Below are 13480 nucleotides of genomic sequence, written 5' to 3'. Positions count from 1 at the left end.
CGGGTCACCGCGTGAGGGAGGTTGAACTGGTACCCCCGATAAGCACGACCTTCTCCGGTGGCGGCCCTCGCGGTCTCCTGGAGGACATGACGAGCAAGGAATTGACGGTGCGGGCGGTGGCGCTGGGCACGTGGGCGTGGGGAGACAGCGGCGAGGCGGGCAACGGCTACTTCGGCAGTGAGCTGACCGGGTCCGGCCTGCGCGAGATCGTGGAGAAGGCGCAGTCCAACGGGTTGAGCCTGTGGGACACCGCGATGGTGTACGGCATGGGCCGCTCGGAGACGGTCCTCGCTCAGGCACTGAAGGGCTACGCCCGCGACGAGTACAAGCTGTCGACGAAGTTCACCCCGCAGATCGCGGGCGACGGCGACGACCCGGTCGCCGACATGCTGGAGGAGAGCCTCGACCGGCTCGGCACCGACTACGTGGACCTGTACTGGATCCACAACCCCGCAGACGTGGCCCGGTGGACGCCGCTGCTGATCCCGCTGCTGGAAAGCGGCCGGATCAGGCACGTCGGCGTCTCCAACCACAACCTGGCCGAGATCGCCCTGGCCGACCGGATCCTCGGCGAGGCCGGTTTCCGTGTGGAGGCGGTGCAGAACCACTACAGCCTCACCTACCGGAGCTCCGAGCGCGCGGGCATCCTGGATCACTGCCGCGAGCACGACGTGCGGTTCTTCTCCTACATGGTCCTCGAGCAAGGCGCGCTGACCGGCAGGTACAGCCCGGCCCACCCGTTGCCGGCGGGCAGCAGCCGCGCGGCCGTGTACAACGGCATCCTCCCGCAGCTGCAGACGCTGACCGACAGGATGCGGGCGATCGGCGAGGCCCGGGGCGCCTCCCCTGCCTACATCGCGACCGCCTGGGCCATCGCCAAGGGAACCACCCCGATCATCGGGGTCACGAAGGTGGCCCACCTCGACGGGCTGGTCCGGGCGCAGCGCATTCAGCTCACCGACGAGGAGATCGCGGAGCTGGAGGCGCTGGCGGACGCCGCGGACGTCGACACGCGCGGCAGCTGGGAGCACGAGATGTAACTCGGCGAGCCGGACCCGGGAACCGCCGGCGCTTCACGGCGAAGCGGGCGCGGTTCCCGGCCTGGCAGGCTCACCGCGTGGCGGGCACCGGGGCGGTGGTGACCGCACGGGTCTCCCGCAGGATCAGCAGGCCGGTCACCACCATCAGCGCCGCGGTCAGGCCGTGGACGCCGAACGCTGTGGGCGCGGACCCGTGGTGGGCCAGCACGGTGGCCATGTCGCCGAACGCGGCGAGCGCCTCCACCAGCAGCACCCAGCCCAGCGCGCGGCGGTGTCCCGTCAGCAGCAGTACGGCGAGGACCAGGGCCAGGATGACGTCGCGGATTCCCTTGACGACGAGGAAACCGCCGCCGTCGCCCGACGGCCAGGTCGGCAGGCCGAAGCCGGGGCGCCGTCGTTGCCGGGCTCAGGACGAACTCCGTTCCGAACCAGAGGATGAAGAGGATGAAAGCGGCGGTCAGGACGGTGTTGATCTTCTTCAGGGTCATCGTTTTCTCCTTCGGATGCAGGGGTCAGGCCGCGCGGACGCGGCGGATGTGGCGGGCGTAGCGGGGGCGGCCGAACAGGTGCCAGATGCCGCGCACCGGGGCCGGGAGGACGGACAGGAGCGTGGCGCGCTCGGCCGGGTTCGCGTCCTCCAGCACGAGGCCGAAGAGCGTGAGCAGGGTGCGCTTGGGCGTGTTGGCCACCAGGTGGTCGCCCAGGGAGGTCCATTCCTCGAGGGTGAGGTGGTGCGCGGCGAGGGGCAGGAGCGTGGCTTCCTCGTCGTCGAGGTGTTCGAGCAGGACCGCCCGGTGGTCGGCGAGGATCGCCACCAGGGCGTCGCGCTCGGCGGCTCCGGCCGTGGCCTCCCACGCCGGGACCGCGGCGTCCAGCTTCGTCAGGGTCGCCGCGACGCGGTCGTGCTGGGCCTCCATGCGCAGCACGATGTCCGCCTCCAGATCCACCCGGGACAGCAGCGGCGGCCACAGCAGCTCGTCCTCGCCCTCGTGGTGGTTCTTCAGCCCCAGCCGGTAGTCGCGGAAGTGGCCGGCGACCACCCTGGCGCGGGCGGTGTCGCCGGGGGCGACCGCCGCGACGAGGTCCACCAGCAGCCGCGACTCGCGGCGGAAGGCCCGGTGGACGATCTCCATGTCCTGGGTGTCGATGGTCATCGGTGTTCCTGCCTTTCTTGATCCGGGTGCTGGGCTCGTTCGCGGCCGAGGTCGGCGGCGAGCCCGTGCCCCTCGGCGGTCCGCGGCAGCGCGGCGTGCTGGCCCTGCTGGTCGCCGCGCGCGGGCAGGTCGTACCCGTCGACCGGATGGCCGAGGACCTGTGGCGCGGCGAACCGCCGTCGCGCGCATTGGCGTCGTTGCAGGCGTACGTGTCCAACCTCCGCCGTCTGCTGGAACCCGGCCGCCCGCCCCGCACTCCGGCCCGGCTGCTGGTGAGCGCGGCGCCCGGCTACGCACTGCGGCTGCCCGCCGAAACCGTGGACGCGTGGCGTTTCGAGGAGCTGCTCGACCGGGCCCGCGCGCTCGCCGATCCCCGCGACGCCCGCGCAATGCTGGAGGAAGCGCTGGCCCTGTGGCCGGGGCCCGCGTTCGCCGAGGTCGCCGACGAGCCGTGGGCCACCGCCGAGGTCGCCCGGCTGAACGAACTGCGCCTGGTCGCCCGCGAACTGCACGTCGCGGCGGGACTGCGGCTCGGCGACCCCGCGGCCGTGGTTCCCGCGGCGGAGGCCCTCACCCGCGACGAGCCGCTGCGCGAGGAAGGCTGGCGCCTGCACGCCCTCGCGCTGTGGAACAGCGGCCGCCAAGCCGACGCCCTGGCCGCGCTCCGCCGCGCCCGCGCCACCCTCGCCGACGAACTCGGCCTCGACCCCGGCCCGGACCTGGTGGCCCTGGAAGAAGCGATCCTCACCCAGCGCACGGACGTCCTCCGCGCCGCCGTCCCGGCCCCGGTGAGCGCGCCGGCGCCCCCTCGGAAACCCACGCCCACGTTCGTGGGGCGGGAACGCGAGCTCGCAGCGCTGGTCGCGGCCGCCGGCGAAGCCGCCACCGACGGGGCGCGCGTCGCGCTCGTCACCGGGGAAGCGGGCCTGGGCAAGTCGACCCTGCTGGACCACCTCGGCGCGCGGCTCGAACAGGACGGGTGGCTCGTGGCCCCCGGGCGTTGTTCCGAAGTGGACAGTGCGCCACCCGCGTGGGCGTGGGTCGAGGCGTTGCGCACGGTGGCCGCGAGCGTGGACCCGGGCGAGTTCGCCGATGACCTGGCGCCACTGCTCGCCGACGCCTCGCCGGTGGACGGCGACGCCGCGGCCGGGCGGTTCCGCCTGCGGCAGGCCGTCTGGAACTGGCTCGCGGCGGCCGCCGCGAGCCGGCCGGTCGCCGTCGTCCTGGACGACCTCCACTGGGCCGACGCCGCCACACTGGAACTGCTGGGCGGCGTCCTCGGCGTGCGGGCCCCGATTCTGGTCGTCGCGGCCTACCGCGCCGACGAGGGGGAACGCCTCGCCGACGCGCTCGGATCCCTCGCCCGCACCGCGCCCCTCCGGCTGGACCTGCCCGGGCTGGATGGTGAGGCCGTCGCCGAACTGGTCCGCGCCGAATGCCGCGCCGACGACGCGACCGTGGCCGGGATCGCCGAGCGGACCGGCGGAAATCCGTTCTACGTCAGGGAAAGCGCGCGGCTGCTCAGCGGCGAAGGTGCGCTGGTCGCGCTCTCCGAAGTCCCCGAAGGCGTCCGGGACGTGCTGCGGCGCCGCCTGGCCCGGCTCCCGGAAAGCAGGGTGTCCATCCTGCGGCTGGCGGCGGTGGCGGGCCGGGAATGCTCGGTGGACGTGCTCGTGCGCGCCGCCGACGCCGACGAGGACGGCGTGCTGGACGCACTGGACGCGGGCGTCATCGCCGGGTTGCTCGACGAACCGGCGCCCGGGCGCGTCCGGTTCGTGCACGCACTCGTCAGGGACACGCTGGTCGCCGACGTCAGCCGGTTGCGCGCCACCAGGATGCACGCCCGGATCGCCGCCGCGCTGGAAGGCACCGGTGACGTCGCGGCGCTGGCCCACCACTACGCGCGGGCGGGATCACCGAAGGCCGTCGGCTACTGCGTGCGGGCCGCCGAGCTGGCCGAGGCGCGCTACGCCCACGACGTGGCCGCCGCGCTGCTCACCGACGCCGTCGCCAACGCCGGCGAACCGGACGAGCGTGTCGATCTGTTCGGCAGGCTGCTGCGCGCGCAGATCAGGGCCGGCGCGGTCGCCGCGGCGAGGGACACGCGCGCCCGGGCGGTGGAGTACGCCGAATCGATCGGCCGGGACGACCTGATGATCGCGGCGTTCACCGCCTGGACCGAGCCCACCTCCTGGCAGGCCCGCACCTACGGCACCGTCGACCGCCCCATCGTCGACCGGCTCCGCCGCCTGCTCACCCGAACTGATCTCGCCCCCGACGTGCGGTCGCGCCTCCTGGTCGCCTACGCCGACGAACTGGTCGGCGAGGACGATCCGACGGTCATGGCGGCGGCCAGGGAAGCACTCGGCCTCGCCACCGACCCGCGCCTGCGGGCCGCCGCGCTCCTCGTCCTCGCCCGCGACGCCGGGCGGGCGGAGTACTCCCGCGAACTGGTGGAGATCGGCGTCGAGCACGACCTGCCCGTCTACCGCGTGGCCGGGTTGTTGAACCTGGCCGTGCACGCCGCCACGGCCAACGACCCGGCCACCTTGCGCCGCGTGATCGGCGAAGCGCTCGACCTCGCCCGCGCGTATCGCATGCCGGAAGCGATCGGCGCTGCCGAAATCGCACTGGCGGCCCTCGCCCTCATCGAAGGCCACTACGCGGAGGCCGAACGCCGCTACACCGACGCCACCGAGCGCATGCACCACACCGGGTCCGTCCACGCCGGCTTCCGGGACCTCGCACAGGCGACGATCTGGCTCAACGACGGCACCCTCGGCGACCACCTGGACGACATCCGCGCCCTGCACGAGGCCCTCGGCCCCCTGGTCACCGACCTGCTGGCGCTGGCCCTGCACGCCGCCGGCCACGACACCGAAGCACGCCGGATCCGCACCGCGGCACCACCCATCCGCCCCGACTTCTTCTTCACGTTCCTGACCAGCCTGCGCGCGCTGGCGGCCATCGCCCTCGACGACACCGGCACCGCCGCCCAGACCTACACCGCCCTGCTCCCCCACCACGAGAACCCACCGGCCGGCGCCGAAAGCCTGTCGCTGGCGCTGCCCCCGGTCGCCCACATCCTCGGCGAACTCGCCCTTTTCCTCCACCGCGCGGGCGAGGCCGCCACCCACTTCACGCGAGCCGCCGCCATCGCGGAGAAGTGGAACGCCCCGCGGTGGGCCGCCGACGCCCGGGCACGCGCCGCCGTTGCCCGCAGCGTTCCGCGGTCGCCGCAGCACCAGGACCGTTGAGAGGTGCGACGTTGCCGCCACGAGCCGGGTGGCAGCGTCCCTGATCACCGGTGGCCGGTCGGCCTGCCGCTCCTAGCCTGGACCGAGAGCTTGAACCGAGGGTCAGCCCTGACAGTTGACCCTCTGCAGCCTTGGACTCACCTTGCCGACGGCATCGACAGCGACCTCCAGCCGATGGCTCACGGCGTCCCGGAATCGGGTGTCCGCCAGCGAGCAACCGCTCCAGCTCGATATCCAGCGGCGAGGTCGACCAGATCGGTACCCGGGTCGCTGCCTTGACGGTGACCAGAACCGTCCGTTCGGGCACCATGACCGAAGGAGTGGGCGGTTCGTCCGGTTCTGGCACGGGAGGGTGGATGTCGGGGGACGGCGAGGGCCTGGCGCTGTTGCTGAAGGCCGCGCAGGAGGGCGACGCGACCGCCTTCGAACGGCTCGTCGGGCCCTTCCGGGCCGAGTTACGCGCGCATTGCTATCGCATGCTGGGCTCCCTCGACGACGCCGAGGACGCGGTTCAGGAAGTGCTCGTGCGCGCCTGGCGCAGGCTGGACGGGTTGGAACCCCGGGAGTCGATCCGGCCCTGGCTCTACAAGATCGCGACGAACCGGTGCCTGACGCTGCTGGAGCGCCGCCGTCGCCGGGAGCTGCCTGCCGATCTCGAGGACGGCACACCGCCGGGCGAGGTGGCGTGGCTGGAGCCCTACCCCGACTCGCTGCTGGACCCGGCCGTCCAGTCGGTGGCGCGGGAGAGCGTCGAGCTGGCGTTCGTGGCCGCGCTGCAGCACCTGCGTCCCGGTCAGCGAGCCGTGCTGATCCTGCGGGAGGTGCTCGGGTTCTCCGCCCGGGAGGTCGCGGCGATCCTGGAGACCACGGTGGCTTCGGTGAACAGTTCGCTGCAGCGGGCCCGCGCCACCCTCGAACCGCTCCGCGCCGGAGCCGGCCAGCAGACGGTGCTGCGTGCACTCGGCGGCGACCGGGTGCGTGAACTGGCGCGCCGGTACGCGTCCGCGTGGGAACGGGGTGACGTCGACGCCATCGTGGAGATGCTGGCCCACGACGCCCGCTACTCGATGCCGCCCGAACCGCGGTGGTTCCAGGGCCGGGACGCGATCCGGGGGTTCTTGGCCGAGGGGCCGCTCACCGGGCGGTGGCGGTTCGTGCCCGCACACGCCAACGGGCAGCTCGCGTTCGGCACCTACCTGTGGAACGGCGACGCCTACCTGCCGGCGGGCCTGGACGTGCTGGCGCTGCGCGGTGACCGGATCGCCGAAGTCGTGTCGTTCCTGACCGCGGATTTCGCCCGCTTCGGCCTGCCGCCCGCGATCACGCGATGAGTTTCGGTTCCGGCGCGGGTGTCAGTGGTGACAGTTCCGCCGAGACGGTTGTGAGGTACCGCGATGACCACCGACGAGCAGCAGATCCGGACCCTGATCTCGAACTGGGTCCGCGCCGTGCACAGGGGCGACATCGAGGGGGTGCTCGCCGGCCACGCCGGCGACGTCGTGATGTTCGACGTGCCGCCCCCGGACGCGGGGGTGCGGGGCCTCGACGCCTACCGGGACACGTGGCCGGCCTTCTTCTCCTGGCAGGCGCAGGGCGCGGTGTTCGAACTGGAGTCCCTGGAGATCACCGCCGGCGCGGACGTCGCGTTCGCCCACGCCCTGCTGCGCTGCGGCACCCCGGACGAGCTCGCCCGGCACCCTGCCCGGCGGCTGCGGCTCACCCTGGGCCTGCGGAAGGAGAACGGCCACTGGACGGTGGCGCACGAACACCACTCGTTCCCCCATGCCGTCCAGGACGACGGCGCGGACGCGGAAGCCGAGGTGCGCGCCCTGCACGAGCGGTGGTTCGCGGCCACCACCCTCAAGGATCTCGACGGGCTGATGGCCCCCATCGCCAAGGACGTCGTCTCCTACGAGCACGACGCCCCGCTGCAGCACCTCGGCCGGGATGCGGTGCGGGAGGTGTGCCGGCGCGGGCTCGACTGGTCGGACGCGGTGGTCCATTGGGAGGTGCCCGACATGACCGTCCTGGTCCGCGGCGACCTCGCCGTCGCGTGGGGGCTCAACCGGATGACCGCCGAAGACGCCGACGGCACGAGGACCGAAAGCTGGTCCCGCGGCACCCGGGTGTTCCAGAAACGCGACGGCGAATGGCAGCTCATCCACCAGCACCTGTCGTTCCCCTACGACCCCGAAACCGGCGCCGCCGCCACCGGCCTCCACCCGTGACTGCCGGGCGCGGATCAGAGCGGCGGGGCCCTCCCCCATCGATCAGCCGCCGAGGTTGTCGATCACCGCGGCGACCACGTCGCCGGTCTTGGCGGTGCCGCCGACGTCGGGTGTGAGGATCCCGGCGGCGGTGGTCGCCTCGATCGCCGCGCGCACGCGGGCCGCCTCTGTGGACAGTCCGAAGTGGTCCAGCATCAGCGCGGCGCTGCCCATGGCCCCGATCGGGTTGGCCAGGCCCTGCCCGGCGATGTCCGGGGCGGACCCGTGCACCGGCTCGAACATCGAGGGGAACCGGCGCTCGGGGTTGAGGTTCGCGCTGGCCGCCAGGCCGAGGCTGCCGGCAAGGGCCGAGCCGAGGTCGGAGAGGATGTCGGCGTTGAGGTTGGACGCCACGACCACCGAGAGGTCCTCGGGCTTGAGCACGAACTTCGCCGACATGGCGTCCACCAGCACGCTCTCGGTCTCCACGTCCGGGTAGTCGCGGGCGACGCGGGCGAAGGTCTCGTCCCACAGCACCATCCCGTACTGCTGGGCGTTGCTCTTGGTCACCGACGACACCTTCTTGCGGTCGCGGCCGCGGGCGAGGTCGAAGGCGAACCGCATGATCCGCTCGCACCCCTTCTCGGTGAACAGCGCGGTCTGCAGGGCGACCTCATTGCCGGGGCCGCGGCCGGCGAGGTTGCGGCCGCCGAGCCCGGCGTACTCGCCTTCGCTGTTCTCCCGGACCACGACCCAGTCCAGTGGCGTGTGGTCGGCCTTGCGCAGCGGCGAGGTGATGCCCGGGTGGAAGTGCACGGGCCGCACGTTGGCCCACTGGTCGAAGTTCTGGCAGATCCGCAGCCGCAGGCCCCACAGGCTGACGTGGTCGGGCACCGACGGCCAGCCGACCGCGCCGAAGTAGATGGCGTCGAAGTCGCGCAGCACCTCCAGGCCGTCGTCGTCCATCATGCGGCCGGTGCGCTCGTAGTAGCCGCAGCCCCAGGGGAACTCGGTCCAGTCGAAGGCGAATGCGCCCCCGGAGTTCCCGGCCAGCGCGTCGAGGACAGCGCGCCCGGCGGCGACGACTTCGGTGCCCACGCCGTCCGCCGGGACCGCGGCGATCGTGAAGGTGCTGGTTGCTGACATCGAGGGCTCCCTGGCGGGTCGGCTGCGCTGACCCCCCGAGTGAAGCCCGCGGACCGGCCGGGCGTCCAAGACGCGCTGCCGATCCGATTCATAGGCCGGACCTATCCGGCCTGCTCGGCGAACCGGTGAGCCAGCGCGCGGAAGGTCTGCGCGGCCGGCGTCAGCGGGGCGGACCGGCTCAGCAGGGCGACGTGCAGGCGGGCCGGGTGGTCCAGGCGCGCGACCCGGGCTCCGGCGCGGCGGGCGAGCGTGGCCCAGGCCGAGGGCAGCACCGCCACTCCGGCGCCGGCGAGCACGAGCGGCAGGATCGACGCGCGGTGGGCGACCTCGGCGACGATCCGCGCGTCCGGGTGCGCCGCGCGGATGTCGTCGACGACCTGGCGCATGAGGCTGCCGGGCGGGGAGGCGATCAGATCCACCCCGGCCAGTGCGTCGACCGGCACCGGATCACCGTCCGGGACGCCGGCGCCGGCGAGCACGAAGTCCTGCTCCTGCAACGGCAGGACGTCCAGCCCCGGCGGGCGCAAGACACCGGGCGCGCCGACGAGGCCGAGTTCGCTGGCGCCCTGGCGAACCTGCTGCACGACCTCGTCGACGGTGAAGGCCGCGCCCGCCTCCACGGTGATCCCCGGGTGCCGCTCGGTGAAGACGCGGGCCAGGGTGCTCAACGGCTCGATCCCGGGCGAGGGCATCGTGACCAGTTCGACGCGGCCGCGCTGGACGCCCTTCATCGACTCCAGGGTCGCCTTCGCCGTGCGCAGGTCACGCAGCACCTGCCGGGCCGGTCCGATCAGCTCGCGGCCGGCGTCGCTGAGCACCACCCGCCGCCCGACGCGGTGGAACAGCTTGACACCCACCTCGCGCTCGAGACCGGCGATCGCCTGGGACAGCGACGGCTGCGCGATGTGCAGGGTCTGCGCGGCGCGGCCGAACCCGTCGTGGTCGACGATCGCCAGGAAGTACTCCAGCTGCCGGGCGTCCATCCCAACCTCCCAGCTCAGGGCCTTGCCATCGGCTGAGCCTATCAGTCGGGTAGCAAGGTTCTCTTGGACGCGGCGGCCTGCCGAGGGTCAAGGTGGTGCGCGGTTGACCAGCGAGTCGAGGAGGACGGGATGGGCGAGGTCGTCGTGGCCCTCGATTCGTTCAAGGGGTCGCTGGGAGCGGCGCAGGCCACGGCCGCGCTCGCCCGCGGGCTGCGCCGGCACGCCGCGCGGCCGGTGGTGCACGAACACCCCGTCGCCGACGGCGGCGAGGGCACCGTCGACGCCGCCGTCGCCGCCGATTTCACCCCGGTGGGGATCACCGTCACCGGTCCCCTCGGCCGGCCGGTCGCCGCTCGCTACGCGCACCGCGGCGGGGTCGCGGTAGTCGAACTCGCGCAGGCGTCGGGATTGCCGGCCGCGCCGGATCCCGCGACGGCGCTCGCCGCCTCCACGTTCGGCACCGGCGAGCTGATCGCGGCGGCTCTGGACGCCGGCCACCGGCAGGTGGTGGTCGGACTCGGCGGCAGCGCGACGACCGACGGCGGAACCGGGCTCCTCGCCGCACTCGGCGCCCGGTTGCTCGACGCGACGGGACGCGACCTGTCCGGCCGCACCTCCGCCCTGCCCGCGGTCGCGGCAGTCGACCTGACCGGTCTGCATCCGAGATTTCGCGACGCCGAGCTCGTCGTGGCCTGCGACGTCGACAACCCCCTGCTCGGGCCCGACGGCGCGGCAGCGGTGTTCGGCCCGCAGAAGGGCGCCGACGACGCGACGGTCGCCACGCTGGAGCGCGCACTGAGGGCCTGGGCGCCGATCCTGGAGGCGGCCACCGGGGTCGCCGCAGCGGACGCGCCGGGCGCGGGCGCCGCCGGTGGCGCGGGCTTCGCACTGTTCACGCTGGGAGCGCGCCGCGTGCCCGGAATCGAACTCGTCCTGCGCCTGACCGGATTGCCCGCACGGCTGTCCCGCGCCGATCTCGTGATCACCGGCGAGGGATCCCTGGACCGGCAGAGCCTGCGCGGCAAAGCGCCGATGGGCGTCGCCACCGCCGCCCGGCGGGCAGGGGTCCCGGCCTACGCCGTGGCCGGGCGCAGCCGGCTCACCCCAGACGAAGTCACCGCCGCCGGGTTCGCCGGCGCGTTCACCCTCACCGACCTCGAACCCGACCCCGGCCGCTGCATGGCCGAGGCCGCCCCGCTGCTGGAACGCCTGGGCGAACACCTCGCCCAGCACGTGTTCGGCTGACTCCCCCACCCACACCGACGCGCAGGAGGATGCAATGACGCACGCCCCCGCGGCCCCGCCGCGCCGCCGCAAGCCCTGGTACCGGCAGCTCTACGTGCAGGTCCTGATCGCCATCGTCATCGGCATCGTCCTCGGCTGGCGCGCGCCCGGCCTTGGCGAGGCGATGCAGCCCATCGGCACCACCTTCATCGCGGCGATGAAGATGCTCATCGGCCCGATCGTGTTCCTCACCATCATCGGTGGCATCGCCGGTGTGGCGGACCTGAAGAAGGTCGGCCTCACCGGGCTGAAAGCGCTCACCTACTTCCAGATCGGCACGATCGTCGCGCTGGTGTTCGGCCTGGTCGCGATCAACATCGTGCGGCTCGGCGACGGCGTCGACGCCGACCCGTCCACCCTGCACCCGACGGGCAACGCCGAGCGCTACATCGAAACCGGCGAAACGCAGCACTGGTGGGAGTTCTTCACCCACCTGGTGCCGGACAGCTTCTTCGGCGCCTTCACCGACGGCGACATCCTGCAGATCATCTTCCTGGCCGTGCTGTTCGGCATCGCGATCAAGGCGATCGGCCCGCTCGGCGACCCGATCGTCACCGGCGTCAAGCGGCTCACCGACGTCGTGTTCAAGGTGCTGAGCTTCGTGATGAAGGCCGCCCCGCTCGGCGCGTTCGGCGCGATGGCCTACGCCGTCGGCGCGTTCGGACTGTCCACACTGTCCAGTCTCGGCTCGCTGATCCTGCTGTTCTACGTCACCTCGATCCTGTTCGTGGTCGTCGTGCTCGGCGGCCTGCTGCGCGCCTACGTCGGGCTGAGCATCTTCCGGCTGTTCCGCTACCTGCGGGAGGAGTTCTTCCTCGTCCTGGGCACCTCGACGGCGGAACCGGCGTTGCCCGGCCTGATGCGCAAACTGACCTTCCTCGGCGCGGACCGCTCGACCGTCGGCCTCGTGGTGCCGACCGGGTACAGCTTCAACCTCGACGGCGCGGCGATCTACCTGTCGCTGGCCGCGCTCTACATCGCCCAGGCCACCAACACCCCGCTGACCGTCCCCCAGCAACTCGGGCTCCTCGCGGTCATGCTGCTCACCTCGAAGGGCGCGGCAGGCGTGGCCGGCGGCGGGTTCATCGCGCTGACGGCGACACTGTCGACCATCGGCACCGTCCCCGCCGCCGGCATCATGTTGATCTTCGGCATCGACAAGTTCATGTCCGAATGCCGGGCCCTGGTGAACTTCTACGGCAACGCGGTGGCCACCCTCGTGATCGCCAAGTGGGACCGCAACCTCGACCTGGCCCGCGCCCGCGAGGTCCTCGACGACCCCACCTCGGCAGACCGCACCCTCACCCCGGAGCCGGCGACCACCCAGCCCGCCGACGGGGCACCTTCCGGTGCCGCGCCAGCCCGGGCCGCGCAGTGAACGAGCGCGTCCGATGACCGCGGACGCCGGCGGGCCCGACATGCACCTCAACGTCGAACGACAGCGCGTCCGTCGCGGCTCTCAGCATCAAGAACCCACAGAACTTCACTTCGCCCTCGATCTGGGGTTGCCCCGTTCTGTGGACGGGTTTGGCAGGGCGGTCAGGCTGTGGTTTCTCGTAGGTTGCTGGACTTTAGTAGTTGAGGCTGGAGTGGTGGCGGTGGGTGTTGTACCAGCCTTCGATCCGCGGCGTCCGACGGAGAGGCGGATTCCGTGCTTGGCGGGCGGTGTGGGCGTATTGCTGTGAGGTGTATTGGCAGCCGCGGTCGGAGTGGAAGATCACTCCGGGTTGGGGGCGGCGTTGGTGGAGGGCGTTGCGCAGGGCTTGATCGGGCAGGTCGGCGTGCAGGTGGTCGGCGGTGGCACAGTCCACGACCCGGCGGGAGGCGAGGTTGAGGACGGTGGCCAGGTAGAGCCAGCCCTCGCCGGTGGGGACGTGGGTGATGTCGCCGCACCAGCATGTCGCTGGTGTTGGTGGCGAAGTCGCGGCTGATCAGGTCAGGCGGGGTTGTGGCGGCGGGGTCGGGGACGGTGGTGCGCCAGCCGCGGGGGTGCGTCCGGTCCGGCCGGCTTGCTGCATCAGCCGGGTGATGCGGTTGCGGGAGTGCCGGTGGCCAGTGAATTCGTCAGCAGCCGGTACTCAGCCGCCAGATCCGCGCACTGGAAAAGGGACAACGCAGGCCAGCCCGCCCAGCACGGGCGGCACCTCGAGCGCGCACTGCCGTCGTCAGTGCCGGGGCAGGAAGCCGCGGCTGACATGCCGGGCCGCCGTCACGAACAACCCCTCCACCATCGACACCATCATCGGCTCCTGACGCCAGCAACATGTTCCGCCAGGGAGGTGATCGGCGAAATCAGCCGTGGTCAGGTCCTGACCTGGTACTCGCGCAGCAGGCCGCGGCTGATGATCGTCTTCTGGATCTCGCTGGTGCCCTCGCCGATGAGCAGGAACGGCGCCTCCCGCATCAGGC

11 protein-coding genes and 1 pseudogene are annotated in these 13480 nt (G+C 72.5%); 6 read left to right on the top strand and 6 right to left on the bottom strand.

Going from position 1 to position 13480, the window contains the following annotated elements:
* Positions 1–86 precede the first annotated feature (86 nt).
* Positions 87–1040 (top strand): aldo/keto reductase, encoded by a 954-nt coding sequence (locus tag ABZ193_RS35465; protein WP_354712941.1) that lies wholly within the window; start codon positions 87–89, stop codon positions 1038–1040.
* A gap of 70 nt (positions 1041–1110) precedes the next feature.
* Here ABZ193_RS35465 and ABZ193_RS35460 read toward each other — a convergent pair whose 3' ends face one another.
* Positions 1111–1365, bottom strand: coding sequence for a DUF4267 domain-containing protein (locus ABZ193_RS35460; RefSeq protein ID WP_354712958.1), 255 nt, complete (start codon positions 1363–1365; stop codon positions 1111–1113).
* Positions 1366–1552: 187 nt separating this feature from the next.
* Positions 1553–2194 (bottom strand): hemerythrin domain-containing protein, encoded by a 642-nt coding sequence (locus ABZ193_RS35455; RefSeq protein ID WP_354712940.1) that lies wholly within the window; start codon positions 2192–2194, stop codon positions 1553–1555.
* Between the two features lie 2 nt (positions 2195–2196).
* Here ABZ193_RS35455 and ABZ193_RS35450 point away from each other — a divergent pair, with 2 nt between their 5' ends.
* The 3 genes from ABZ193_RS35450 to ABZ193_RS35440 all read left to right on the top strand — a co-directional run bounded on the left by ABZ193_RS35450 (position 2197) and on the right by ABZ193_RS35440 (position 7679).
* Positions 2197–5451 (top strand): BTAD domain-containing putative transcriptional regulator, encoded by a 3255-nt coding sequence (locus ABZ193_RS35450; RefSeq protein WP_354712939.1) that lies wholly within the window; start codon positions 2197–2199, stop codon positions 5449–5451.
* A gap of 356 nt (positions 5452–5807) precedes the next feature.
* Entirely contained in the window at positions 5808–6782 is a 975-nt protein-coding gene (locus ABZ193_RS35445; RefSeq protein WP_354712938.1) for an RNA polymerase subunit sigma-70, read from the top strand.
* A gap of 63 nt (positions 6783–6845) precedes the next feature.
* Positions 6846–7679: an SgcJ/EcaC family oxidoreductase gene (locus ABZ193_RS35440; RefSeq protein WP_354712937.1), complete on the top strand. Its 834-nt coding sequence runs from the start codon at positions 6846–6848 to the stop codon at positions 7677–7679.
* A 42-nt stretch (positions 7680–7721) separates the two neighbouring features.
* Here the strand turns inward: ABZ193_RS35440 and ABZ193_RS35435 are convergent, their stop codons facing one another.
* On the bottom strand, positions 7722–8804 hold the full coding sequence (locus ABZ193_RS35435; RefSeq protein WP_354712936.1) for a tartrate dehydrogenase: 1083 nt from the start codon (positions 8802–8804) through the stop codon (positions 7722–7724).
* A 101-nt stretch (positions 8805–8905) separates the two neighbouring features.
* Complete coding sequence (locus ABZ193_RS35430) at positions 8906–9787, bottom strand: LysR family transcriptional regulator (RefSeq protein ID WP_354712935.1); 882 nt, start codon at positions 9785–9787, stop codon at positions 8906–8908.
* A gap of 129 nt (positions 9788–9916) precedes the next feature.
* On the opposite strand from ABZ193_RS35430, the gene ABZ193_RS35425 reads away from it, so the two are divergent.
* Positions 9917–11032 (top strand): glycerate kinase, encoded by a 1116-nt coding sequence (locus ABZ193_RS35425; RefSeq protein WP_354712934.1) that lies wholly within the window; start codon positions 9917–9919, stop codon positions 11030–11032.
* 34 nt (positions 11033–11066) lie between these two features.
* Positions 11067–12449: a C4-dicarboxylate transporter DctA gene (dctA, locus tag ABZ193_RS35420; protein WP_354712933.1), complete on the top strand. Its 1383-nt coding sequence runs from the start codon at positions 11067–11069 to the stop codon at positions 12447–12449.
* 193 nt (positions 12450–12642) lie between these two features.
* On the opposite strand, the pseudogene ABZ193_RS35415 reads toward dctA, so the two are convergent.
* Positions 12643–12969: pseudogene (locus tag ABZ193_RS35415) on the bottom strand (DDE-type integrase/transposase/recombinase); the annotation flags it as partial.
* 404 nt (positions 12970–13373) lie between these two features.
* Positions 13374–13480, bottom strand: a 107-nt coding sequence (locus ABZ193_RS35410; RefSeq protein WP_354712957.1) for an acyl-CoA dehydrogenase family protein, incomplete at its 5' end; no start/stop codon positions are given.

The sequence above is a fragment of the Amycolatopsis sp. NPDC006125 genome (genome assembly GCF_040614195.1).
Taxonomy (GTDB): Bacteria; Actinomycetota; Actinomycetes; order Mycobacteriales; family Pseudonocardiaceae; genus Amycolatopsis_E; species Amycolatopsis_E tucumanensis.
The sequence above is the reverse complement of the archived record's forward strand: the minus strand, read 5'-3'. Positions and strand labels throughout refer to the sequence as shown.

Bases quoted from the DNA above. Each gene is read 5' to 3' on its own strand.
- ABZ193_RS35430 (WP_354712935.1), bottom strand. From the start codon at position 9,787: ATGGACGCCCGGCAGCTGGAGTACTTCCTGGCGATCGTCGACCACGAC.
- dctA (WP_354712933.1), top strand. From the start codon at position 11,067: ATGACGCACGCCCCCGCGGCCCCGCCGCGCCGCCGCAAGCCCTGGTAC.
- ABZ193_RS35435 (WP_354712936.1), bottom strand. From the start codon at position 8,804: ATGTCAGCAACCAGCACCTTCACGATCGCCGCGGTCCCGGCGGACGGC.
- ABZ193_RS35440 (WP_354712937.1), top strand. From the start codon at position 6,846: ATGACCACCGACGAGCAGCAGATCCGGACCCTGATCTCGAACTGGGTC.
- ABZ193_RS35465 (WP_354712941.1), top strand. From the start codon at position 87: ATGACGAGCAAGGAATTGACGGTGCGGGCGGTGGCGCTGGGCACGTGG.
- ABZ193_RS35445 (WP_354712938.1), top strand. From the start codon at position 5,808: ATGTCGGGGGACGGCGAGGGCCTGGCGCTGTTGCTGAAGGCCGCGCAG.
- ABZ193_RS35425 (WP_354712934.1), top strand. From the start codon at position 9,917: ATGGGCGAGGTCGTCGTGGCCCTCGATTCGTTCAAGGGGTCGCTGGGA.
- ABZ193_RS35455 (WP_354712940.1), bottom strand. From the start codon at position 2,194: ATGACCATCGACACCCAGGACATGGAGATCGTCCACCGGGCCTTCCGC.